Consider the following 24,981-nt stretch of genomic DNA (forward strand, 5'->3'; position numbering starts at 1 on the left):
ATTGCATTACGAAAATAAATTAAAATAATAGTCGCACAAATGTCGCAATTATCCAATTTTACAGAAAAATATGTATAAAGATTTGAAAAATAGGCTATATACCTAAGATAACGGTTAGGATGTTTTCAACATATCATGGGAAAGATTCGTCATTTCACGTATCCACGTGTTAAGGTGAACAACGTCGTTTGTTTGAATCAAACCTAACCATACATAAAAGAGGGGATATTCATGTCAACAAAGAACAAAGCTAAATTTAAGTTTAAAACACCACACACCTATGCGTTATTGATGTGTATTATTGCAGTATCTGCGATTTTGACATACATCATACCTGCTGGGGAATATGATCGAGAACAACGAGATGGGCAAACTGTCGTCGTGGATGGTTCTTATCATGAGGTGGCACAACAGGGTGCCTCATTTTTAGACATCTTCAGAGCAATACCTGAAGGCTTGTTAAGCGGTGGAGAAATTGTATTCTATATTTTCTTAGTCGGTGGCGCGTTCGGTATTGTGCATCAAACCGGAGCTTTTGAAAATGGCGTCCACAAAGCAATGCGTGCATTGGGCAATATGAAAATATTGATGATTCCGTTAACGATGCTCGTTTTCTCTATCTTAGGTTTCTCGATAGGACTCGCCGAAGAAACCATCATATTTGTACCCATTGGCATCCTTATCGCACGTACATTAGGCTATGATGCGATGACAGGTGCGGCGATGGTTATCTTAGGTGCTGCGAGTGGTTTTATCGGTGGGATGCTTAATCCGTTCACAGTCGGTGTCGCACAAAAGGTCGCCGAAATACCGATGTTCTCAGGTTGGGAACTGAGATCTGTGATCTACATATTCATCCTTATTGCGGCAATCAGTTCAGTAATGTGGTATGCTGCTAAAATTAAACGCCATCCTGAGCGAAGTGTCGTTCTAAACTTAGAAAAAGAAGATGCACACCATCAACAAGAGGTGAAACAAGAACGTTTTACGAAAAGACAAATGATCAGTCTCCTCTTCATTATCGCAGCGATTTTACTCAATGTGTATGGAATCTTTTCATATGGTTGGAGCTTTAATCAGATGAGTGCGAACTTCATCCTCGCCGGTCTGCTATCAGGCTTTATCGGAGGTCTTGGTTTTAACGGTACATTCGATGCGATGATTAATGGGATGAAAGAGATCCTTTTTGGTGCGATGATCGTCGGCTTTGCGAAAGGGATTATCGTCATTTTAGAAAACGGGAAAATTATCGATACCCTTGTCCATGGGATGACGACCTTACTCACAGATGTGCCTTCTTACATCGTGATCGTCCTCATGTTTATCTTGCAATTCATGCTTAATTTCTTCATCCCGTCTGGATCAGGACAAGCGTTGACGACGATGCCACTCATGGTTCCTATTTCTGATTTGCTAGATATCAATCGTCAAATCACCGTGCTCGCATTCCAATACGGTGACTCTATCAGTAATGTGCTATTCCCGACTTCAGCCGTGTTAATGGGGGCACTTGCTGTTGCGAAAATTAGTTACATTCAGTGGATTAAATTCGCTTGGAAAATCATTCTCCTATGGGTCATCATTTGTGCCATAGCCATGAACATTGCACGTCTTGTCATTTAAAATGGGAGCACAATATAGACAAAGTCTGAAGTGTATGAAAAAACATACATGCATCGCAATCTCCTATTGTGCTTGAGTTGGGTTCAGTGTATACTAAGAAAAAATCCATACTTGAAGCGTGTTACTGGTTATGCAGGCATGAGCAAATCATAAAAGCTATGTAAAAAGTAGTTTTGTTTGCTCATGCCTTTTTTTATGCTTTCAAGTTGTAGGAAGGGAAGATTTTGTTTTATGTTCAAGAAAGCTTTTGGGCAGTTGCAACGTATTGGGAAAGCGTTGATGTTACCTGTAGCCATTTTACCAGCTGCAGGGATACTACTTGCCTTGGGGAATGCGATGCACAACGACCAACTCGTCGAGCTTGCGCCATGGTTAAACCATCAAATTTTTGTGATGATCTCAGGTATTATGGAGTCCTCAGGTCAAATCATTTTTGATAATCTACCGTTACTTTTTGCAGTAGGTACTGCACTCGGTCTTGCAGGTGGTGACGGGGTAGCCGCACTTGCCGCATTAGTCGGATATTTAATCATGAATGCCACGATGGGTAAAGTGATGAATATTACGATTGATGACATTTATAGCTATGCACAAGGGGCTAAAGAGTTATCACAAGCGGATAGAGCACCTGCACATGCCTTAATCCTTGGTATACCGACACTTCAAACCGGTGTGTTTGGCGGTATCATTATGGGTGCTTTAGCTGCATGGTGTTACAATAAATTCTTTAATATTACGTTACCCGCATTTTTAGGATTCTTTGCAGGAAAACGATTTGTACCTATCGTAACGTCTGCAGTCGCAATTCTTGCTGGGGTAGTTTTAAGTTTCGTATGGCCGCCAATTCAAGAGGGGGTTAAATAGCCTTTCAAACTTCTTATTAGATAAAAACTTAGCACTGACGACATTTATCTTTGGGATTATTGAGCGTTCATTGATTCCATTTGGGCTTCACCACATTTTCTATGCACCGTTCTGGTTTGAATTTGGTCAATATGTGAATCAAGCAGGAGAAATCGTTCGTGGAGACCAACGTATTTGGATGGCGCAAATGAAAGACGGTGTACCATTTACTGCAGGTTCATTCACAACAGGTAAATATCCATTTATGATGTTTGGTTTACCAGCTGCCGCTTTCGCAATTTATCGTTATGCACGTCCAGAGCGTAAGAAAGTTGTTGGTGGGTTGATGTTATCGGCAGGTCTGACATCATTCTTAACGGGGATTACAGAACCTTTAGAGTTCTCATTCTTATTTGTCGCTCCAGTTCTTTACGTCATCCACGTGTTATTAGCAGGAACATCATTCCTTGTCATGCACTTGCTTGATGTGAAAATTGGTATGACATTCTCTGGTGGATTTATCGATTATATTTTATATGGTCTATTAAACTGGGATCGTACACATGCCTTACTCGTTATTCCAGTTGGTTTAGTTTATGCAGTTGTTTATTACTTCTTGTTTAGTTTTGCAATTAAGAAGTTTAACTTGAAAACGCCTGGTCGTGAAGATAAAGAAGCGGCAGTGCGCGATACATCTGTCGCGAAATTACCATTTGATGTGCTTGATGCGATGGGTGGTAAGGAAAACATTAAACATTTAGATGCTTGTATCACACGTTTACGTGTAGAGGTCGTTGATAAAGCAAAAGTTGATGTGTCTGGATTGAAAGAGCTCGGTGCTTCAGGTGTGCTCGAAGTCGGCAATAACATGCAAGCTATTTTCGGTCCTAAATCAGATCAAATTAAACACGATATGGCTAAAATCATGAGTGGTGAAATCACCAAGCCGAGTGAAACAACGATTGTAGAAGAAGATGAAGATACAAGCGTTGAAGTCGACAAAGCAGAAGCGGATAAAGTTGCATAAGTGACAGATGATATCATTCACGCACCTGCGACAGGTGAACTCGTACCGATTAGTGAAGTGCCAGATCAAGTGTTTGCGCAGAAGATGATGGGTGATGGTGTGGCTATCATACCTGAAAAAGGAACCATCGTTGCACCGTTTGATGGTGTCGTCAAGACGGTATTTCCGACGAAACACGCGATTGGTCTTGAATCCGAGTCAGGTGTCGAAATGTTAATCCATATCGGAATCGATACCGTGAAATTACAAGGTGAAGGCTTTGATAGCTTAGTTGAGGAAAATGAAACAGTAGCGCAAGGTCAACCGTTGATGCAAATCGATTTACACTATGTTAAAGAGCATGCACCAAGTATAGTAACACCACTCGTGTTTACAAACTTAAATGAGCGTACATTGGCAGACATTCAATATGGCCAAGTGAAATTAGGGCAACCGATTGTTACAGTCAAATAAAATTTAAGTTGATACGTGTCGTTATCATCCGGATAATGACGCGTATTTTTATGGATTTAAAAATAAATACATGTTGTAAATTAATTGAATTGTGGTAATATTGTTTTAATTTAAAAATAGAGCGGGTGATTTGATGACATTTGTACAACTTTCAGTAGATCAACATATTTCTATGGTACAACCTGAATATGTCATGGCTGAACAACTCTTTGAAGTTAAAGAACGGAACAAACAACATTTAGCACGATATCTTGATTTTATTCATGATGATATGACCGTCGAAGAAGATGTGACATTTATCAAAGAAATGTTGACGCAACAAGTGGAAGGCACCGGGCGATTATTCATCATTTATTACGACGACATGTTAGTCGGTACGATCGATCTTCATGGAATCAATCCTAAATTTAAAAAAGGGGAGATTGGCTATTGGATAGACGAGGCATACGCGGGGAGAGGCATTGTGCCTAAATGTGTGAAACGTTTATGTGACTTCGGTTTCACGTCACTCGATTTAAACAAAATCTTGATTTATTGTGATGTTGATAATCATAGCAGCAATAGAGTAGCGATGAAAGCTGGATTTAAATTCATTAATACGGATAGAGAAGAACACATTTTAAGAGGCGAACTCCGAGATATGCATCGATATGAATTATTAAAGCGAGAATGGCAAGCATCATCAAAGTGATATATTTTTCAAATAAAGCTTAGTAAAATGGTCATAGTGAAAGGGATATCGATTGTGGGGACACAATGAAATGCCTATAATGGCACTAAGAATAAGGAGGCAGGGGCTATGTTATCACGTAAGTTAAATATTGCGCATTTACCAACACCTATACACAAACTTGAAAACTTAAGTGAGCAACTTGGTAAAGATATCTATATTAAACGAGATGATTATACTGGCACAGAAGTTTCAGGTAATAAAATACGTAAATTAGAATATACGATTCAATATGCACTCGATCAAGGCTTTGATTGTGTCATTACAACGGGTGCCATCACATCTAATCACGCACGTGCAACAGCAGCCGTTTGTGCGAAATATCAAATACCTTGTCATCTTGTATTGCGTGGTGAGTATGATGAATTTGAAGGGAATCTATTTTTAGATCGCATACTAGGTGCAGCAGTACATTTAATTGGTCCAGATGAATCACGAGAGTCAGCGATGGAAGCCGTAGCAGAAGATTTGAAAGCACAACAACACAATCCCTTACTCATTCCAGTAGGTGCATCGGATTGGATAGGTACACATGGTTATATTGATGCTTATCATGAAATCGTCACACAGCAACAACAATTAGGTATCAACTTCGACTCTATCCATGTCGCAGTCGGTTCTGGTGGAAGTTATGCGGGATTATGGTACGGTGCGCATACTGAACAACATGCGACACAGGTCATTGGTTATGCTGTCGATCAGAGTACGCAAGCATTTGAAAGAAAGGTGCAAGATATCATTCTTGATTTGGATGATACGGTAAAGGATTTTGACACGCTCCGCATTGTGGATGATTACATCGGTGAAGGTTATGGTATTGCGACGGATGAAGAATTACAGTTCTATATTGATATCGCACAACTCGAAGGCATTGTCTTAGACCCAACTTATACCGGAAAAGCTTTCCGCGGATTGGTGAATGAAATCAAGAAAGGTCATTATGAGCACCATGATCGTATCCTCTTTGTGCATACAGGCGGACTACAAGGGTATACACAAGTGATTAGAGATCGAATCGAAGGATTATTAGATCAACGTAAAAATGACCGATAAAATAATAGCACTAATCTAAATAGGTGCGTCAACATCAAGCGATATGAATCAGTAATATATGAAAAAAGCAATTTAATTTATTATAATGAACATAGCAACGAAAACGACTGTCGATCCATAAGAAGCCAGTGTTTGTACATCTATAGAAGCGGCTAACGTCTATGTCTTATCACGATGCACGTTGTATCTAAAATAGCGCCGTTGTATAGCAAGCGTCTTACTACAGACGCTCTAATCAGTAGCGCACGAATTTAGACGCAAACATAAAGGAGGGTAAAGCATGGAACAATTAACAACAATCGAAGCTTTCCACCAATTTGTAGAGATACATCCGCTTGCTGTGATTCACGTCATGAAAGACCACTGTAGTGTTTGTCATGCGGTGCTGCCACAGATTGCCGATTTAGTAGATGAATATGATGGCGTGCCACTTGGTGTGATTAATCAATCACAGCTTGAAGCCATTGCGGGAGAATTATCTATTTTCACCGTACCTGTAGATTTAATTTATTATGGTGGTAAAGAGATGCATCGACAAGGCCGATTTATCGATATGCAGGCATTTGAGCATCAACTCAGTTTGATGTATGACAGCTTGCACAGCGAGCTCGAATCATAAATCGATTCAATTGAGTGAATGAAGTTTTAGGAGGAACAGAACGTGTTAAAACGATTAACTGCTGTGACTGCAGGTACTGTACTTTCATCTTATTTATATTCTAAAGTAGTTGAAAAAAGAAGTTATCCTAGTTTTCTTTTTGAAATGATGCTCAGAGTAACGAGAGTGAAACAGACATTTGTGACCGCTGAAAATGCGCAGCGCATGATGGATAAAGTGAGCCCGTCTACCAAAGGTCCGTTTAAAGGCACATCTTATCATTTTAAACATAAAGTCGAGGTCTATGATGTACAAGGCCAAACTGTTTATATCATTAATAATCAAAATGATCGACAACAATCAACTGTGTTATATATTCATGGTGGCGCGTGGTTTAGAGATCCACGCGATCAACACTTTTCATTTGTCGATGATTTAGCAGCTACCCTAGATGCTAAAATTGTGATGCCTATCTACAAGAAAGTACCACACGCAGACTATCGCACTACCTTTGAGTTATTAGAAACGCTATATAAACGGTTATTAAGTCAAGTTGAAAGTGCACATCAACTAACGATTATGGGCGATTCTGCAGGTGGACAAATGGCGCTGTCTTTTGCACAGTATTTGAAGACATTACAATTACCACAACCGAGTAATATTGTGATGATTTCTCCGCTACTCGACGCTACATTATCAAACCCAGAAGCCAAACGGTATGAATGTGATGATCCAATGATTGCGATACCTGGTGGTAAATTCTTCTTAAACCTATGGGCTGGAGATCGGCCATTAGAAGATTGGCGTTTATCACCAATTAATGGTGATTTAACGCATCTTGGACATATGACCATCATAATCGGCACAAAAGAAACGCTCTACCCAGATGCAGAGCGCCTTTCTCATAAACTCAACGAACAAATGATTCCACACGATTTTATTATCGGTTACAATTTGTTCCATGTATTTCCAATTTTCCCGATTCCAGAGCGTAAACGTATATTAAATCAACTCAAACAAATTATTCATAAGCATTAGGCTTTAAAAATAATAAAAAAGAAGTATAATAATATGGTAATACTTTGAGAATTACAAATAAAAATTTGAGTCAGGCACAGTTTGGTGTGACTCATAGCCATTCAATGTGTGAGAGAAACGCATATTGAATGGCTTATTCTATGTGGATGCTTGGCGAGAGATCCACTTACGCATGCATAGATGATTATTGTGAGGGTGCGTAGCTCATTTTAAGTGTAGGGGGAGGGGAGCGACAAATCATTTTCTGAAACGATATATGATAAAAATGAAGTTGAAAATTTTCAATCCTGAGTAGATTGTTACTGTTTGTTGTTCAATGTTGCAGGTGTTATGATATGAAGAGTGGAAGGTAGCATGTTTGATTTAGAGTTGAATAAGTGTATCTCGTTTGCATTCGGCTCAGGCGTATCAGCGCGGTCATTTCTAGAGTCGATAAACTTACTATGATTGGTATTATCTGCATCGAGTGCAGCACCTTTCATATCATTTCCTTGTATACTACCAATTAAGATCATTAACAGATAACCGATCGTTATTAGAGATATCACACCTAAGTATAATGTAAGTATGAAACGCTTATATTTACTCAATTCAGATACCTCCTCGTTTTGTCCTTTAAATTACAATAAACGTAACATGAGAATATTAAGTACATGTAAATAACAAGTAAATTTATTACTTATATTAAAAGAATTTACATAAAAATACTTGCAATCACGCAACCGTCGTGACAAATGACTTGTCATATAAACGGTGATTTTAAATTTTGGGAACTTTAATTCAATATTAATATGAAATTTACATTGGCTTTACATTTTTTAATGTGGCTAAATATTGAAGGAGTACCATGTTTTATAATAAGGATTAGAAAATGGAAAAAGTATGTGCAGCGATATGCTGAACTAAGATGTTTCATATAATAGCAACATCATTTTCTGATCCTTTTTTATATGCTAAAGCAATGAAAATACATTGAAATGAGGGTCATATATTGTTCTTTATCATTACCATCTGTGTGGTATTGGTTTTATGTTTAGGCATCGTAGATAAAAAGAGACACAATCAACGCTTAAAACGAATTCCAGTGCGGATTAACATAAACGGGATTAGAGGGAAATCAACCATAACACGATTGATTTTCGGTATTTTAAAGGAAGATCAGTATCATGTGATCGGTAAAACGACAGGTACAGATGCGAGAATGATGTATTGGTATCAAGACGAGGAAACACCAGTCATTAGAAAACCTCAAGGCGCCAACATTGGTGAGCAACGCGACATTGTGAAAAGTGTCGTTGACCAAAAAGCGAACGCCTTAGTCAATGAATGTATGGCGGTCAACCCAGATTACCAAATTACATTCCAAAATGAACTTGTCAAAGCAAACATTGGTGTCATCGTTAACGTGATGGAAGACCACATGGATGTGTTAGGACCAACATTAGACGAGGTCGCACAAGCCTTTACCGCAACCATTCCTTATAATGGTCATCTCGTCATTATGAAAGACGAATACACCGACTTCTTTATTAAACAAGCGAAAAAACGACGTACGAAAGTCATTGTCGTTGATAAAAATGAAGTGCCAGAATCATTCTTACGTAAGTTTGATTACCTCGTGTTCCCTGACAATGTTGCAATTGCGATGGGTGTTGCAGAAGCACTTGGCATTGATGCTAAAACGGCAACGCGCGGCATGCTTAATGCACCAGCTGACTCTGGGGCAGTCGAAATCAAATATTTCGAAGCCAATCAAACGCGTAATGTCTATGTCAATGCTTTTGCGGCAAACGAACCACAGTCCACTATGGCCATTTTAGATAAAGTTGCTTCTTACAATTATCCGTACGAAAAAGTGGTCGTCATCTTAAACTGTCGTTCAGACAGGGTAGATAGAACGCGATTATTCGCAGAAGATTTCATACCAAATGTTAAGTTTGACACATTAATTTGTACCGGTAAGAGCACGCAGTTAGTCAGTGAAGTCATGAGAAATTATCCAGATGTGAATTACTTAAACTTCGAAGGCCATAGCATTGAAGATGTGAAAAAAGCAGTCTATGAAGAATCAAAAGATGCATTGATCTTCTGTGCCGGTAATATTCACGGACCCGGTAAAGAAATTGCAGAATATATAGAAGGGATATAAATCATATGATAGGTTCAGAGTTATATTTTTCATTATTTATAGGTGTCGTTTTAAGTTTGTTATTCGCTGAGAAATTCGGCATTAATCCAGCAGGTCTAGTCGTACCAGGTTACTTAGCCTTAATCTTTGATCAACCAGTCATGCTGTTATCAGTATTGATTATTAGTTGCCTTACATACTTTATTGTGAACCACGGTGTGAGCCGTTGGGTTATCTTATACGGACGTCGTAAGTTCGCAGCTATGATATTAACAGGGATGATACTCAAGTTCTTACTAGATTTGATTTATCCCCTCACCCCGTTTGAAATGGTCGAAATGTCCGGAATTGGTGTCGTTATTCCTGGTATTATCGCTAATACAATCCAAAAACAAGGTGTCGTCATTACATTGGCTTCATGTATGTTATTAACTTGTATCACTTACGTCATTTTATTCCTTTACAGCTTTATTAATTAGTTAGGAGCATGAAAATGAAAAAGCAAAAAAAATTGACCATGAGCGAACGGGTATTGAAATGGGCTAAAATGCATAAAAAGCACAACTCACTGCTTACCTTAGTGGTATTAGCTATCGCCATTGTCTTGATTGTCTTTGTGGTAAGTGCTCAAAAAACAGAGTCAATTAACGCGACGGCAAAAGCGCAAGGAGATACGCGTTTCACTTATTTCGGTAATATTACCCTCAACTCTCACATACATAAAACAAATTTGAATGAGTCATTTGCAGCACTGAGAAATGTATTGAAGCAGAGTGATTATTCAACAGGTAGCTTGAGAATCGCCAAATTCTCCAATGATCAGAAGACTAACATCAATAGAAACATCGAAAACATCATGTTTTTAAAACGTCTAGGCTTCACAAGTTTAAATATCGTTAACGATAAAATTGATAACGTTCAAGCTACAGATTTAGATAAAAAAGCAGAATCACAAGTCGGTTACAACTATCTTACAGGTAACGGTTCAAACCCAATCAATAGTAAAACCGTACAACAAGAAATCAACGGTCAAAAAGTCGCAACCGTATCATTTACAGACGTAGAATCTAAATATACAGATTCATTGAGAAATACAACGTCTATCAGTTTGAAACCCCGCATTTTTATGCCGCTAATTAAGAACTTGAAGAAAAATAACGATTACGTCGTTGTTAATGTAGACTGGGGTATTCCTGATGAACGTAACGTCACAACACGACAAAAAGAATATGCGCACGCATTATCAAAAGCGGGTGCGGATGTGATTGTCGGACATAATACAGTGGTGCAACCGATAGAACAATATAACAACACATCCATCTTTTACAGCTTAGGTAATACAACATCTGAGAATTTCTTATCTAAAAATAAAGAAAGTATCGCAGTGCAACAAGATTGGAATAACAAAAACTCTACTTTCAAAATTACACCAGTGAAATATGAAGGTGGTACGATCTCTACGAACAAGATGAACAAAATTGAAGAGAGAAGACTGATGAATAACCTGCAGAAAGAAAATGTTAAATTAGAAAAACAAGATGGAGGTTATGTATATGAAGATTAAAGAACGTGGCGTAGCAATCATAATTGTTCTCTTGATCATACTAATCTTCTGCGTTGTTGTGTTTGCAAGAGCGAATGAAGGTTTAGATAAATATGAAAAACAAGAGATCCAAACAGAAGAAGTTAAATATTTATCTAAAGGAGCCAGTTGAAGATGAATATGTACAATAAAAAATTTCTGATTCTGATCTTAGTCGCGACCATCGCGGTATCATTCGTGTTTTATTTTTATACGAAACCAGATACTTACGATAAAAATGAACTGTATGAAAATAAAATCGCAGGTCATACGCAATCTGCATCTAATCAACAAAAATATGGAGTGGCTTCCAGCAATACAATCGCTACGCGTATCGGTAATAAGATACTTAAAGATGGCGGTAATGCTGCTGATGCAACGATGGGTGTCGGTTATGCGCTAGCCGTTACAGAACCACACTCCTCTGGACTCGGTGGTGGGGGCGTTATGCTCACATACAATGGTGATCAAAACGCTGAACCTAAACAATATCAATACAAAGATATTTCATCTTATAACTTTAAACAAAAAGATGTCATCGGTACCCCAGGATTTGTAAAAGGGATGCATGAAGCACACCAACGCGAAGGTAAAATGAGCGAAAAAGACATCTTAAATTATGTCATTCCTCTTGCGACTGACGGCTTTGAAGTAGACTCAGAATTAGAACGAAGCTTGAAACTTTATGGTTCCGACGTAGATCGTGATTCTCCTTTCTTTGACGGCAGTAGAACTAAACGTGAAGGTGACGTTGTGAAACAACCCGCACTCGCTAAAACGTTGAAAGGGATTCGAGATAATGGCCCAGATTACTTCTACGATAAAGTTGGTAAAAGTATCTCTAAACAATTAGATAATAAATTGACTAAAAAAGACTTCCAAGATTATGAAATGACACCTAAAGCACCAGTAAGTACGGATTATCTCAACGACAAAATTTATTCAGCTTCAAACCCATTATCAGGTACGTTAATGTTACAAGGGTTAGAAATCGATGAAGCAATGAATAACTCAGTTCCAATGAACCGTACAGATTATCTTGAAGGGGTCATCAAATCAAGAAACTTAATGTATCAAAATAGAGATATCGTTAATGGTCAAGACAACAATTCAGAAAACTACTTATCTCAAGAATATATCTTAAGCCAATTGAATGAGGTTAACCAAACACAAGAAGAAATTAATCCTGAAGGTATAGATAATACACATACAACCCACTTCGTCGTGGTCGATAAAGACGGTAACCTTACAAGTACAACGAATACATTGGACAGTTACTTCGGCTCTGGTAAGTACATGAAAGAAGGCTTCTATATGAACAACGCCTTGAAAAACTTCTCCAGCGATCCAAACAGTCCAAACTATGGTGAAAAACACAAACAACCACGTTCATTTACAGCACCTACGATTGTCGTAGGACCTAACTTCTACATGGGTATTGGTACACCAGGTGGTAACAAAATCCCTACTATGCTGAACGAAGTGATTGTCGATTACATCAGAAATGACAGCACACTTCAAGATGCACTTGATAAACCAAGATTCTACAACGATGGTGGTACGGTTTATTATGAAAAAGCCATGCCAAACTCAGATATCGACGTCTTTAAAAACATGGGTTACAACGTTGAAGAAAAACGTAACGATCCAAACTTCGGTAGTGTTCAAGCGGCTGTCTATAACGAAGACGACGATACCGTTGAAGTCGGACAAGATGTTGGTAACAGATAGAACATAAAACAAAAATTTCATAAGTGCTAACAATAATGCGCACATTAAAAGAGGCTGAAACAACATTCAGCCTCTTTTTTGTATCTTTATATCGCTAAGTGAAGGACTCGAGCTATTACCATCCTTGTCCTGCAATATTGTAGTTGTCTAACTCACCCGCTTCAAGTGCATGAATCGCATCTTCAATGGTATCTAACGCTTGATCCAATTGATCGTATTCAATCACGAGTGGTGGTTGGAAGCGGAGGACATTACCTGCGATAGCGATGAGGATGACGCCGTGATCAAAACAGTAATTACAGATTTTGAGTGCCGCTTCAGGGTCTCTCGTTTTCTTCGCTTTATCTGAAACAATATCGATACCGATTGAGAGCCCTTTGCCACGTACATCACCCACACAGTCAAATTGCGCTGGCCATTGGTCCATACGTTGTCGTACATAGTTCCCTTTATCTGTGCTCGCTTGTAACAAATTCTCATCTTCAATCATTTGTAATGTAGCAAGTGCAGCTTCACAACTAACTGGATTTGCACCAGTGGTAAAGAGATGGGCCGGTGCATCTAAGTGGTTCATGATCTCTTCACGACCGACAATGGCTGACATCGGTAAGCCACCTGCAAGCGATTTACCGAACGTGATTAAATCAGGTTCAATGTCGAAATGTTCAACTGAGCTCCATGCGCCTGTTCGACCTAAGCCTTGTTGAATATCATCTACTGCTAGAAGGATGCCGTTGTCTCTACAGATTTCTTGAAGTGCTTTAAAGTAACCATCAATCGGTTCTAATAACCCACCATCACCTTGCATCGTTTCAATAACAATACACGCGATTTCTTCTGCGGGGATATATTTTTCAAGCATTTCTTTAAAAGGTGCGAGATATTGTTCGACAGTTGCAGGTGTTTCACTTTCATATAATCCGCGATAATTATCAGGATACGGGATATGGTAGAAGCCTGGGACTAATGGTGAATATTTTTTACGCATGTTGAGACTGATGGCTGACATTGAAAGTGAACCGTATGTAGAGCCATGATAAGCATTTGTGAAACTGATGATATAAGGTCTACCTGTATAACCACGAGCGAGTTTAACGATACCATCGTTCGCATCAGAGCCTGATAATCCAAACAGCACGCGCTTTTCATAATTACCTGGTGCAATTTCACAGAGCTTTTTAGCGAGTTTAACGAGTGGTTCATGATACATATAGGCCGGTGTATAGTAGACGAAGCGTTGTGCTTGTGCGCTAATCGCATCGACGATGGGTTGTGGTGCATGACCCACATTTTGTGAACTTGCGCTTGAGAGTAAATCAATATATGTATTTCCATCCACATCAACTAATGTCGCTCCGTGACCATGATCGATGGCTAACGGATAGTATTTGATGCGTCCTGGTTTAGCAAAATATTGTCCATCTTCTTCGATAAGTGACGTTGCTTTTTTCATAATATTCCATCCCCTTAATTTACAATTCATTTCCTAAATATAAACATTATTCTAACAATTTAGAATTATCAATGTCAACAAGGGTGTTGTTATCATCCGATAGGGAGGGAAAACACGTTTTCTTTTCACGTTGGAATATAGACATGAGGCAATTAAAAATGACAAAACATTTTATCCAATCATTGATAATCATTTTCAATTATTGTATCTTTAAAAGAGTAGTAAAAAGAACTGTGCAGCGTGATATTCCACATAATAAGAGATTAAGGGTGTAAGGATGAAGAAACGTAAATTAGAAGTAAAAGATTTAATATATATTGGTATATTTACTGCGATTTATTTTATCTTAATCGCACCGCCTGGCATTTTAGGTATCATCCCTATATTTATGGTCCTATTGCCAGCGATGATCGGGCTTATTGGTGGTATTCCAATTATGATGCTCGTGATGAAAACACAGACCTTTGGGGCGTTGACGATTTGCGGAATCGTCGTGAACATCATTTTAATTATGATGGGACATCCATGGGTGGCCTTGATATTGAGTGTGCCCGTCATTATAATTGCTGATTACGTGATGTCTTTACGTCAATACAAAGATTGGAAGCTAAATCGCATTGGCTATATTATTTTTTCTTTCTGGTCGATGGGGAATTTTATTCCGTTTTATTTTATGAGAAATGAATACCTTTCATTTATAGAAGATAAATATGGTGAATCCTATCAAGAAACTGTAGCAGGGTTATTTTCAGTTGGAATGATTCCAGTCATCATCATTACGACAGTGATTGGTGCATGGGTTGGTGTCGAAATCGCAAGAATAGTATTGAAAAAACATTTTAAACGAGCAGGAATGATTTAAACATGTATGAAGTAACGATCCATCAACACCATCCGTTCAACTTAGATCCAAGGGTTAAAATTGCTTTGATGTTAGTCATCTCATTTATTGCATTAACCGGTGCAGTGTCTGGCCCCGATGTCTTTGTGAGATTGATATTGCTATGCATTCCCGTCATTTTATGTATGTTGATTGGGCAGGTTAAAATCGGTGTCTTATTCGGATTGTTGATTGGGATCACTTGGTACGGAGAAGCATTTACATATTTACCCCAGCATCAAACACTCACTTTGCTTATTTTTATTCCAAGCGGGATTGTAACCCGTTTCGTGCCACCATTACTCATGGGTTATTATATTTTAAAAAGCACGCAAGTCGAAGTACTCATTAGAGGTCTAGAAACATTAAAGATTCCAAATCAAGTTACGATTCCGATTGCTGTGATGTTTCGTTTTTTTCCGACGATAAGGGAAGAAGCAGCGCATATTAAAGATGCGATGAAAATGAGAGGTATCACATGCTCCCATGCTTTGCGTCATCCAATTGTGTACTTGGAATATCGAGTGGTCCCATTACTGAATAGCGTAATGAAAATTGGGAATGAGCTCACGATTGCGTCAATGACACGAGGGTTGAATTTAAAGCATCCACGGACCAGTTTAATACGGATTAGCTTTACTTTGATCGATATTTGCTTTTTAGTGTTAACCTTGATGTTATTCATACTTTATTATTTGATTTGAAGGTGCATGTATGATCACGTTGAAAAATTTATCATTTAGTTATGAAGATAGCCAACCGATTTTAAGGGATCTGAATTTAACCGTAGAGGAAGGACAAGTCGTATGTTTAACAGGACCATCTGGATGTGGAAAAACGACTTTAATCCGTATATTGAATGGGCTCATCCCTCAGTACTTTGCAGGGGACTTGCAAGGTGAAGCTAGCATCAATGGCACCTCTTTAATCGATCAAGACTTGTACGACATCTCGAAAAATTGTGGCTCTGTGTTTCAAAATCCACGTTCGCAGTTTTTCTGTCTTAATACGACGAGTGAGCTTGCTTTTGAGCCGGAAAACTATGGTGTAGACCCAGCGCTCATTGCTCAAGATATCGCACAGGTGACGAAGCAAAATGAGATGACACACTTATTGGATCGCAATATTTTCAATCTTTCAGGTGGAGAAAGACAGCTCTTAGCATGTGCTGCCGTCCAAGTGGCGCACCATAAGCTCATCATTTTAGATGAACCGTCTTCAAATTTAGACTTTACGACGATTGAAAAGTTAAAGAAAATGATTCATCAATGGAAAAGGCAAGGTAAGACGATCATCATTGCTGAACATCGTTTATATTATTTAATGGATTTAGTTGATCGCTTTATTGTGATGTCAGATGGTCAGATGATTGAGGAATATGATGCTGAAGCTTTCAATCGATTGCCACAAACCGCAGTGGCTCAACTCGGGTTGAGAGCGACCGATCTACGTGCATTACAGCCGAGTTCACATACAGATCAAAGTAATCATGATGGCTTATCAATTAAAGGATTAAAATATCGTTATCATAGACGTGCCCCATGGGTTTTAGATATCGATGAGCTACATATTGCACGAGGACAAGTTACCGCATTAATCGGGCACAATGGGGCAGGGAAGTCGACTTTTGCGCGCTGTTTAACCGGGGTGTTACATCCGAACCATGGACGCATCATGTTCGACCAACAAGTGTTATCCAATAAAGAAAGATTAAAAAGGATCTATATGGTCTTTCAAGAAGTGAGCCATCAACTCTTCACAGAAAGCGTTGAAGAAGAATTGTTGTTGAGTCAACCTGGCATGAACTCGGATGAGATCAAAACGGAGTTGGAGAAACACCAACTTGCCTCATTGCAACAACAACATCCGATTGCATTGTCTGGGGGAGAACAACAACGTTTAGCTGTAGCGAGTGCGATGGTCGCAGATCGCGAGGTGCTGATTTTTGATGAACCTTCCAGTGGTTTAGACGGTGCACGTATGAGAGAGATGAGTCAACAATTGAATGAACTTGCAGCAGCAGGTTATACAGTTATTCTTATTACGCATGACTACGAGCTGTTATTGAATTGCGTCGATCAAATCGCTGAGCTTGAACAAGGGAGTGTCGTTGCTCAGTACGCCTTAAATAAGGGCTCATTAGTGCAGTTACAACGCTTTTTTAATCTGATTTAAATCGGAAATGCGACATGTATTACGGATAGATGTCGCAATTTTTTATATGGTATTGTATAATGAGATACCAGTAAATAAAACGCTATATTAACAAAAAATTAACTAAATTAGTTAAATTAAGTAGAACACAACTAGGATGATGCCCAGATGTTTACTATTATTATTGCTGTATATAATGGCGCAAGTACGATTAAACAGACTATAGACGATTTAATACATCATTTTTATGTTCCCTGGTTACCGATTGAAATTATTGTCGTCGATGATGGAAGTACGGATGATACCGCTCATATTTTATCAAATTATCAAAATCACAAGCACGTCAAACTGCTACATCAAGCAAACCAAGGTGTGAGCGCGGCACGTAACTTAGGGTTACAACATGTGAATCCTTCAAGTGAATACATTATTTTTGTGGACGATTCAGATCGGTTAAGCCCTCATTTTCTACAACAAAGTATTCAGTTCTTCAGCGAACACGAAGCAGTCAATATAGCTGTGGCACCGATTGTGATCGAAGAGCAAGGACGACAACGGCCCTCTATGTTAAATCACAAATTCGATCAGAGAGAAGATGTGATTGATATCACGTCGCAGCTGCGTGCTGTACAGTTTCATATTGGAGGCGTCGTATTTAGACGTTGTATTTTTGATAAGGGATATCGTTTTGATACGGCCTTATCATATTGGGAAGATACTTTATTAATTAACCAAGTGTTCATTGAGGAAGGGCAGTATGGATTGATTAGAAATGCGTTTTACTATTATGACAGAAATAACCCTCAGTCATTAAGTCGTGAATGCTGGACATCTGCAGATCGATATATCAAACATATTGAAAATAACTATTTCGAGTTGATAGAACAATCTGAAAAATACCATGGCTGTGTGCTACCTTATGTGCAATATTTAATTGCCCTGCATTATTTGGAATATTTATTGGAGCATAATCAAAGTAAATTAAACAAGCACTGCGTGACGGAAGATCCACAGTTCATCGAAATTTCTGAAATCCTATTCCGTTTCATCTCAGTCTCAATCATTCAACAACTCAACTGTCCGAACCGTTATAAGGCATTTTTATATGAGCTCAAATCGTTACCCTTTCCACATCAAACACACTATCAATGTATTCAGTTGTTGATCCAATATATCAAGCTGAAACAGCGTCAGATTTGCTTTAGTTTTTCTGACGAGAGTTATGGACTTCCGGTTGATGCAAAGGTCTTGATCACTTCAAAAACGCGTCCTTCAACAGCTCAATTATGTCGGACGAAATGTGTCTCAATGTGTGGAGTGGAGATCGAAGACTTTTCTCTCAATTTGTACACGGCAAAATTGAGTTGGATGCAGATCATGTTTGGGTTTGAAGCGGAGATCCATCATGAAGCTGCGCATCAAGTCATCACAGTCAAGAGCCCTTCAGTGTTAGCGCGTGGTATACGCCGAGTAACGAAAAAGTTTAAAGGAGTTAACGCATGAAAATTTCAGTGATTTTACCCGTATATAATGTTGGGGAATATATAGAAGCATGTTTAGAGTCATTGCTACATCAAACAGTAGGGCAGGAGAATTTAGAAATCATTATCGTGGATGATTGTTCTACAGATGATACGCAACAACGCGCAGAACGCTATCGTGATCAATTCGATCATTTTATTTATTATCGCTACCCTGAAAATAACGGATCACCAGGTAAACCGCGTAATAAAGGCGTCTCGTTATCTCATGGAGAATTTATCCATTTTATGGATCCAGATGATATTTTAGAGCATCACGCATATGGGTTATTACTCGATCACATGCAACCTGAAGATGACTTTGTGATGGGAACGATGCAATCCTTTAACGAAGATGGATCGACTTTCCAACATACGACGTTTAAGCAGCACAAGTTAAAGAAACAATATACCTCTGTATCACTAGCTGAAGTACCGTTTTTTGCTCAAGTCAAAATCGGGGTCGTTTTAAAATTAATACGCAAAGCTTTCTATGAGAAAAAGCGAATTCAATTTACAGAGGATCTTCGAAATGGTGAGGATAAGATTGTAGATACGTTGTTATACACGCGTGCTGATGCTTTTAGCTATATCTCTGAAGTGATCTATCACTATCGCAATCGAGAGGTAGGAGAGAATAAATCATTAACGCATCAAGCAGTCATCGATGCGATAAGAAATGATGTCTTCGCATATGAACTATGTGCGCCACATTATGATGCAGAGACTTTACCATTCTTTAAAATGAATGCCTTGAGATCATTGTTGTGGAAAGTTCTTGACCCAGAATTTGAACTGTTAACGGAAAGTGAACAACTTCAGTGTATGGAAGGGATACATAAGGTCGTTTCTGAATATGATGCACAAGTATTAGACCTGTACTTGAATAATGAAAAACCGATTGTGAATCTCATTCACCATAAGGCGTATGCGCTTGCGATTGAATATGCAGCCCTGTTAAGACAACGTCGAGAAAGCTATTACCGTGGCACTTATTTAGTGCGTATGAAAAATGAACAACAACAGTTTAAACATTCTAAAAGTTATCAATTGAGTCGAATGATGCAGAAATTACATTTATTGAAGTGACGTGGAGGTTACGAAATGCGGATACTACAACTTCTATTCCATAATCAGAATCGCAATATCACACAATTTTTACGCTTTGAACAACAAGATCTGTTTGATCATACGATTGTTTACAATCCAGCAGATTCAAAGCCAAATCTCGAAGTGGATTTCACTGAATATGATTACATCTTTTATAATAATGTTGATTTTGCATTTGAAGCAACAGCTGTCGTAGAGGCGATACGACAAATGGAAGCGCAACAAGTGGATATCGCTAAACTCACACTAAAAAATATCGATGCGATTACATTATATGACTTTACGACGTCGGATGTGCGGGAGTTATTTTCAAGTATCATTATCAAAGCCAATGCATATCCTGAACAATCATTAATCGCAAAATATTATCTCGCACAGTTAGAATCGAGTCATAAACTTTATATCGAATCGAACTATATTGGCCGCGACTTGCGTAATCTGTGGTACAAAGAGGATATATTGTATGGTTTCAATGATTTAATTGACCATGTTCCTGCGACTACCTTTGCGCATTGTTTTATTGATGACAGTGCCATGATTCAATATGTAGAGCGTATATTTAATCATAAATCATTTGAAAAGGACATCTCTCAAGCGCTGCAACAACGTACATTTGATAGTATAAGAAAGCTCATTGCGGTCTGCCCTAGTTTTAAAGAGGAAGAAACGTCAGAAATGTATTTATTCTACCGTTTACTCGAGCAACATTTCGATGAGGAAGCATTAAATGCATTGGTACTATATCGTAGTGAGAGCTATTGGCGAAAACAAGTCGAACACATTGAAGCCAATTATGATGTGGATCATATCGATATTAGACAAAGTGCTGCGTGGAAGAAGACTCAGAAATTCAGAAACGTAAGAGGACAAGTGAAGAAGTGGGCACGTAAGGTAGAAAAGGCAGGATTAAAAATACTCGCTTCACAAATCAAACGAGATTTAAAGAAACCGATATGGCTTATTTCTGAACGTACAAATACAGCGTCCGATAACTCATATTTCTTCTTCGAATATCTGAGAAAACATCAGAATGAAGTGGCAGCTTATTATTTAATTGATAAGTCTGCGACAAAAGCAATCGAAAAATTATTACCATTAGGGCATGTGGTCTATTTAAAGAGCTTCAAGCATAAGTTGATGATGTTGCTGGCAGATCAGTATATTACGTCATTTACCATTGAAGAAACGATGATGCCTTATCATGGCAAATTATATCGCGAATTATACCAACAGGAATTGGCAGAGAAACAAATCATCTCGATACAACATGGGATGATTATTCACAACATTGCGCCGTATTTGAGTAAAAAAGATTATCTCGTAGATTATATTACAGCCAATAGTCAATATGAACGTCAAATCATTTGTGAAACACTGGGTTATAAGCCCGAAGAAGTATTGATCACAGGTATGGTGCGACATGATAATTTGTTGAAACATCGCCAATTTAACGATGAGATTTTATTTATGCCGACTTGGCAACGTGGACTCCAAAATCTTACAGTTGCGCAGTTTTTAGAAACAGAATATTATCAAAAGATTAAAGAATTAGTGACAGATAAACGGTTGGTGGATTATTTAGAGGCACATCAATTAAAATTAAACATTTTAATGCATCCACAGTTTGAAAAATATGCGCGTTACTTAACAAGTGAACATCCATTGATTCAATATTTAACGACAGAACAAGTGGATATTCCAAGCATGGTCGCTTCTTGTAAATGTTTAATTACTGATTTTTCTTCAGTCGCCGTAGATTTTCTATTCCAACAAAAGAATGTCATCTTTTACCAATATAATAAATACGCCTCTCATCACGTGGCATCTAAAACGATTCAATACCGTGATATCGGACAAGTCGTCAGTGACTTGGATCAATTCTTTGAGGCATTGCAAACGATAAGTGAACATGATTTTAAACTCATTGAGCCGTACCAAGCTTCTTATGACAAACTGTTTGAAGTGAAGTCACAAACGAGAAAAACTTTATTCGAAACGCTTAAACAACTGTAAATAGAACAACAGTGAGAAAGGACCATTATGACGAACATCAAATTAAAACGCGATCAGAAATTAATCATCCCAAAAGAATATACATCAGAAAAGCTAAAATATCACTTCGTTGATGGCGTCGGAGAATTTGTGAAGAAATATTCACTACCATATCGGAGTACGAGACATAAGTTGGTGATTGATTTAAAGCAATGGTTTGGGGCGGATGTAACAGAGGGTACTGCACTCATCATTGAGCTTCAAATCCCATGTGAGATAGATGAGACGATTACGACGCTCAACTCACTGTATGATGTGACGTTGCTATCAAAAGGACAACAATTACATGTGAAGGTGACACCAAAATCATTCGACCAAATCTTAACGTTAGATCATCATGTATGGCAATTAGATAGCACATGCCATTACCAGCTCAAGCTATGTAAAATGCTGAATGAAACGTCGAAGTATTATACAGAAGCACTCCCATTATCGAATGCTGATTTACAAGGGGAAGCACTAAAAGTATTGGATATCATCGAACAATATCCGGTCAATCAATGCTGGAAAATATATGCAGAACGTTACGATAAACAAGGTAATCGTGCAGAAGCACCTGTCCAACTTTCAAGATATTATCATGCATTACATGACACATTTGAAGCGGCTGGGGTTGATTACCATGAGAAGCACAACTATTTGAAACGTCGTATTAAAGGATTGAGCGAGCAGTTAAAAGTAAATGAAGTGAAGGTAGACAAGACAGCTCTAACATTACATGTGAACTCGTCGTCACCAGATTTAAATTTATATTTAGCATTGAGACAACGCCAAGGTAATATGTTTGATTATCAAGTATTGACGACATTACCGCTCTTTGAGGGTGACGCGAGACTCAGTGATGAAACGTTGAACATTCAACAATATCTTAAAGAGGGCGATAATCTCGACCTATTAGTAGGAAAGACCGAAGAAAAAGCGGCGTATGTATCATTGGCGGAAGATGTATCGCTCACACAAGCTAAGGTGCAACTGACGCCACATATCCAAGGTACAATGTATGTGAACGGGAGAGGTGCTTTGAGTCTTTACCTTAGAAGTAAGACAAAGACAGCTGATGATTCAGCAACACGTATCGCAGTCTTAGGCACATGTTTTTCTCGAAATGCGTTGAATTCAAGTGATTACTTTAACCCACAATATAAACGTTACATCGATTGTGTGTATACCCAATTTCACAGTACGCTTGAAAGTTGTATTAACGGCACGGAAGCGCCGGCTCAATTATTAGATTTATATAAAGAGAACCCTGATTATCAGTACATTGAGACAGATATGAAGCATTTATTTTTTGATCAATTAGCAGAAAAAGCACCTGAATTTCTCATTATTGATTTATATGCGGATGCGATGGTGCGAACAATTGAACTCACGAACGGGGCACACATCACTTATAACTATATGATTAAAGAAGAACAACGGCTAAGGGATTATGTTCAAGACTGGCGTAGAGACTGTTATAAAGATGAACAGATGTTTCTATCACGATGGGTTCCAATACTTGATGCATTTATGGCTCGTCTATCTAACATCATCCCATTGAATCACGTCATTTTAAATCGTGGTCGGTTATCGGAACAATATTATGATGACGATGGGACAATTAGAAACTTTGGTAGCCTCGATCAAGCTAGACGTTCGAACTATTATTGGGAAAAACTAGATAATATATTGTTAACACGTTATCCTGAAGTTAAGGTGCTTGATTTAACCCATTTACCTTACCATTCAGATAAAAACTATCCTTTTGGTTTTTCTTATTCACATTATGAATCAAAATATTATCAAACTTATTTTGATGAATTAATTAAACTACTCTATTTAGCGAAAGGAATTTGACTATGAAAAAAGTAAAAAAAGCACTGATTCCAGCGGCTGGATTAGGCACAAGATTTTTACCCGCAACGAAAGCGATGCCGAAGGAAATGTTACCGATTCTAGACAAACCAACCATTCAATATATCGTAGAAGAAGTTGCTCGCGCAGGCATCGAAGACATTATCATCGTAACTGGTAAACACAAACGCGCGATTGAAGACCATTTTGATAGACAACAAGAGTTAGAAAGTGTGCTTGAAGCCAAAGGAAAAGATACTTTATTAGAAAAGGTTCATGACGCAACGAATCTCGCAAACATCTTTTATGTCCGTCAAAAAGAACAACTCGGTTTAGGTGACGCAATCTATACGGCAAAACAGTTTATCGGTGACGAACCCTTTGCGGTGTTATTAGGAGATGACATCGTTGATTCTGAAACACCAGCGATTCAACAGCTTATTGAACAATATGAAGCGAATGACGCTTCAGTCATCGGCGTACAAACTGTGCCAGAATCAGATACGCATCGTTACGGTATTATTGATCCTGGTCAACAAGACGGCAGACGTTATGAAGTGAAACAATTCGTTGAAAAACCTGCGCAAGGTACAGCACCTTCTAATTTAGCAATCATGGGTCGTTATGTGTTATCACCTAAAATCTTTGATTACTTAGCGAACCAAACGGAAGGTAGCGGTGGCGAAATTCAATTGACAGACGCGATTGAGCGCATGAATCATGACATGAAAGTGATCGCTTATGACTTTGAAGGTCAACGTTACGATGTTGGTGAAAAGATTGGTTTTGTGAAAACGACAATCGAATATGCATTGCGTGACGAAGAAATGAAAGATGAAGTCATGCGTTTTATGCAACAAAAATTAAATTAATGATAGATTTTGAATTGTCATGCGGTAGTAGCATGTGGAAACAGATGAAATGATGAGTTAAACCCACCTCCGAGTTGAGGTGGATTTTTTTGTCTATTTTGTCAGATTTAAAAAAGTGTCTAGAATAGAAAGACAAAATATAATGTAGACAACTCATCTAACTATAGTAATAAAGATTTAACCATTTTTACTAGAAGTTGCAACGTTATGACTTGTTATTGATGGTTGATGTATATATAATTATGAGAAATATATTTAGGTTAATCACATATATTAACTTCTATTAAAGAGGAAGCGG

The 24,981-nt window shown here is 38.3% G+C and carries 20 protein-coding genes and 1 pseudogene; 19 read left to right on the plus strand and 2 right to left on the minus strand.

Going from position 1 to position 24,981, the window contains the following annotated elements; genetic code table 11:
- Positions 1–231: 231 nt before the first annotated feature.
- From APS80_RS09350 to APS80_RS09375, 6 genes and pseudogenes are all read left to right on the plus strand, one after another.
- Entirely contained in the window at positions 232–1,623 is a 1,392-nt protein-coding gene (locus APS80_RS09350) for a YfcC family protein (RefSeq protein WP_059107994.1), read from the plus strand.
- A gap of 231 nt (positions 1,624–1,854) precedes the next feature.
- Positions 1,855–3,946: pseudogene (ptsG, locus tag APS80_RS09355) on the plus strand (glucose-specific PTS transporter subunit IIBC).
- A 133-nt stretch (positions 3,947–4,079) separates the two neighbouring features.
- Positions 4,080–4,637 (plus strand): GNAT family N-acetyltransferase, encoded by a 558-nt coding sequence (locus tag APS80_RS09360; RefSeq protein ID WP_059107995.1) that lies wholly within the window; start codon positions 4,080–4,082, stop codon positions 4,635–4,637.
- A 108-nt stretch (positions 4,638–4,745) separates the two neighbouring features.
- Positions 4,746–5,729 (plus strand): D-cysteine desulfhydrase family protein, encoded by a 984-nt coding sequence (locus APS80_RS09365; RefSeq protein WP_059107996.1) that lies wholly within the window; start codon positions 4,746–4,748, stop codon positions 5,727–5,729.
- A gap of 280 nt (positions 5,730–6,009) precedes the next feature.
- Positions 6,010–6,348, plus strand: coding sequence for a thioredoxin family protein (locus APS80_RS09370; RefSeq protein WP_059107997.1), 339 nt, complete (start codon positions 6,010–6,012; stop codon positions 6,346–6,348).
- A 42-nt stretch (positions 6,349–6,390) separates the two neighbouring features.
- A complete protein-coding gene (locus APS80_RS09375) occupies positions 6,391–7,365 on the plus strand; it encodes an alpha/beta hydrolase fold domain-containing protein (RefSeq protein ID WP_059107998.1) in 975 nt (324 codons plus the stop codon).
- A 299-nt stretch (positions 7,366–7,664) separates the two neighbouring features.
- On the opposite strand, the gene APS80_RS09380 is transcribed toward APS80_RS09375, so the two are convergent.
- On the minus strand, positions 7,665–7,955 hold the full coding sequence (locus tag APS80_RS09380; RefSeq protein WP_059107999.1) for a hypothetical protein: 291 nt from the start codon (positions 7,953–7,955) through the stop codon (positions 7,665–7,667).
- Between the two features lie 401 nt (positions 7,956–8,356).
- On the opposite strand from APS80_RS09380, the gene pgsB reads away from it, so the two are divergent.
- Genes pgsB through APS80_RS09400 form a run of 5 tightly spaced genes read left to right on the plus strand, consistent with a single transcriptional unit; the run spans position 8,357 to position 12,806 of the window.
- Entirely contained in the window at positions 8,357–9,514 is a 1,158-nt protein-coding gene (gene pgsB / locus APS80_RS09385) for a poly-gamma-glutamate synthase PgsB (protein ID WP_249664840.1), read from the plus strand.
- Positions 9,515–9,519: 5 nt separating this feature from the next.
- Positions 9,520–9,972 (plus strand): poly-gamma-glutamate biosynthesis protein PgsC, encoded by a 453-nt coding sequence (gene pgsC / locus APS80_RS09390; RefSeq protein ID WP_059108000.1) that lies wholly within the window; start codon positions 9,520–9,522, stop codon positions 9,970–9,972.
- A gap of 14 nt (positions 9,973–9,986) precedes the next feature.
- Positions 9,987–11,057, plus strand: coding sequence for a CapA family protein (locus APS80_RS09395; RefSeq protein ID WP_059108001.1), 1,071 nt, complete (start codon positions 9,987–9,989; stop codon positions 11,055–11,057).
- On the plus strand, positions 11,047–11,208 hold the full coding sequence (locus tag APS80_RS10885; protein ID WP_169791265.1) for a hypothetical protein: 162 nt from the start codon (positions 11,047–11,049) through the stop codon (positions 11,206–11,208). Before APS80_RS09395 ends, APS80_RS10885 begins: the two co-directional genes overlap by 11 nt.
- Before the next feature lie 2 nt (positions 11,209–11,210).
- Positions 11,211–12,806 (plus strand): gamma-glutamyltransferase, encoded by a 1,596-nt coding sequence (locus tag APS80_RS09400; RefSeq protein ID WP_059108002.1) that lies wholly within the window; start codon positions 11,211–11,213, stop codon positions 12,804–12,806.
- Between the two features lie 115 nt (positions 12,807–12,921).
- On the opposite strand, the gene APS80_RS09405 is transcribed toward APS80_RS09400, so the two are convergent.
- On the minus strand, positions 12,922–14,259 hold the full coding sequence (locus APS80_RS09405) for an aspartate aminotransferase family protein (RefSeq protein WP_059108003.1): 1,338 nt from the start codon (positions 14,257–14,259) through the stop codon (positions 12,922–12,924).
- Positions 14,260–14,536: 277 nt separating this feature from the next.
- Between APS80_RS09405 and APS80_RS09410 the strand changes: the two genes are divergently transcribed.
- From APS80_RS09410 to galU, 8 genes are all read left to right on the plus strand, one after another.
- Positions 14,537–15,121, plus strand: coding sequence for an MptD family putative ECF transporter S component (locus APS80_RS09410; RefSeq protein ID WP_059108004.1), 585 nt, complete (start codon positions 14,537–14,539; stop codon positions 15,119–15,121).
- Positions 15,122–15,123: 2 nt separating this feature from the next.
- Complete coding sequence (locus APS80_RS09415; RefSeq protein ID WP_059108005.1) at positions 15,124–15,843, plus strand: energy-coupling factor transporter transmembrane component T; 720 nt, start codon at positions 15,124–15,126, stop codon at positions 15,841–15,843.
- A 10-nt stretch (positions 15,844–15,853) separates the two neighbouring features.
- On the plus strand, positions 15,854–17,314 hold the full coding sequence (locus tag APS80_RS09420; RefSeq protein ID WP_059108006.1) for an ABC transporter ATP-binding protein: 1,461 nt from the start codon (positions 15,854–15,856) through the stop codon (positions 17,312–17,314).
- A gap of 147 nt (positions 17,315–17,461) precedes the next feature.
- A complete protein-coding gene (locus APS80_RS09425; RefSeq protein WP_059108007.1) occupies positions 17,462–18,796 on the plus strand; it encodes a glycosyltransferase family 2 protein in 1,335 nt (444 codons plus the stop codon).
- Positions 18,793–19,902, plus strand: coding sequence for a glycosyltransferase family 2 protein (locus APS80_RS09430; RefSeq protein ID WP_059108008.1), 1,110 nt, complete (start codon positions 18,793–18,795; stop codon positions 19,900–19,902). The genes APS80_RS09425 and APS80_RS09430 overlap by 4 nt, the downstream gene beginning before the upstream one ends.
- A gap of 15 nt (positions 19,903–19,917) precedes the next feature.
- Entirely contained in the window at positions 19,918–21,936 is a 2,019-nt protein-coding gene (locus tag APS80_RS09435; RefSeq protein ID WP_059108009.1) for a CDP-glycerol glycerophosphotransferase family protein, read from the plus strand.
- A 27-nt stretch (positions 21,937–21,963) separates the two neighbouring features.
- Positions 21,964–23,814: a DUF6270 domain-containing protein gene (locus tag APS80_RS09440; RefSeq protein ID WP_059108010.1), complete on the plus strand. Its 1,851-nt coding sequence runs from the start codon at positions 21,964–21,966 to the stop codon at positions 23,812–23,814.
- A 2-nt stretch (positions 23,815–23,816) separates the two neighbouring features.
- Positions 23,817–24,683: a UTP--glucose-1-phosphate uridylyltransferase GalU gene (galU, locus tag APS80_RS09445; protein WP_059108011.1), complete on the plus strand. Its 867-nt coding sequence runs from the start codon at positions 23,817–23,819 to the stop codon at positions 24,681–24,683.
- Positions 24,684–24,981: the final 298 nt, after the last annotated feature.

It is taken from the genome of Staphylococcus auricularis (assembly GCF_001500315.1).
GTDB lineage: Bacteria > Bacillota > Bacilli > Staphylococcales > Staphylococcaceae > Staphylococcus > Staphylococcus auricularis.

Bases quoted from the DNA above. Each gene is read 5' to 3' on its own strand.
- APS80_RS09350 (WP_059107994.1), top strand. From the start codon at position 232: ATGTCAACAAAGAACAAAGCTAAATTTAAGTTTAAAACACCACACACC.
- APS80_RS09360 (WP_059107995.1), top strand. From the start codon at position 4,080: ATGACATTTGTACAACTTTCAGTAGATCAACATATTTCTATGGTACAA.
- APS80_RS09365 (WP_059107996.1), top strand. From the start codon at position 4,746: ATGTTATCACGTAAGTTAAATATTGCGCATTTACCAACACCTATACAC.
- APS80_RS09370 (WP_059107997.1), top strand. From the start codon at position 6,010: ATGGAACAATTAACAACAATCGAAGCTTTCCACCAATTTGTAGAGATA.
- pgsC (WP_059108000.1), top strand. From the start codon at position 9,520: ATGATAGGTTCAGAGTTATATTTTTCATTATTTATAGGTGTCGTTTTA.
- APS80_RS09395 (WP_059108001.1), top strand. From the start codon at position 9,987: ATGAAAAAGCAAAAAAAATTGACCATGAGCGAACGGGTATTGAAATGG.
- APS80_RS10885 (WP_169791265.1), top strand. From the start codon at position 11,047: ATGAAGATTAAAGAACGTGGCGTAGCAATCATAATTGTTCTCTTGATC.
- APS80_RS09400 (WP_059108002.1), top strand. From the start codon at position 11,211: ATGAATATGTACAATAAAAAATTTCTGATTCTGATCTTAGTCGCGACC.
- APS80_RS09405 (WP_059108003.1), bottom strand. From the start codon at position 14,259: ATGAAAAAAGCAACGTCACTTATCGAAGAAGATGGACAATATTTTGCT.
- APS80_RS09410 (WP_059108004.1), top strand. From the start codon at position 14,537: ATGAAGAAACGTAAATTAGAAGTAAAAGATTTAATATATATTGGTATA.
- APS80_RS09415 (WP_059108005.1), top strand. From the start codon at position 15,124: ATGTATGAAGTAACGATCCATCAACACCATCCGTTCAACTTAGATCCA.
- APS80_RS09420 (WP_059108006.1), top strand. From the start codon at position 15,854: ATGATCACGTTGAAAAATTTATCATTTAGTTATGAAGATAGCCAACCG.
- APS80_RS09425 (WP_059108007.1), top strand. From the start codon at position 17,462: ATGTTTACTATTATTATTGCTGTATATAATGGCGCAAGTACGATTAAA.
- APS80_RS09430 (WP_059108008.1), top strand. From the start codon at position 18,793: ATGAAAATTTCAGTGATTTTACCCGTATATAATGTTGGGGAATATATA.
- APS80_RS09435 (WP_059108009.1), top strand. From the start codon at position 19,918: ATGCGGATACTACAACTTCTATTCCATAATCAGAATCGCAATATCACA.
- APS80_RS09440 (WP_059108010.1), top strand. From the start codon at position 21,964: ATGACGAACATCAAATTAAAACGCGATCAGAAATTAATCATCCCAAAA.
- galU (WP_059108011.1), top strand. From the start codon at position 23,817: ATGAAAAAAGTAAAAAAAGCACTGATTCCAGCGGCTGGATTAGGCACA.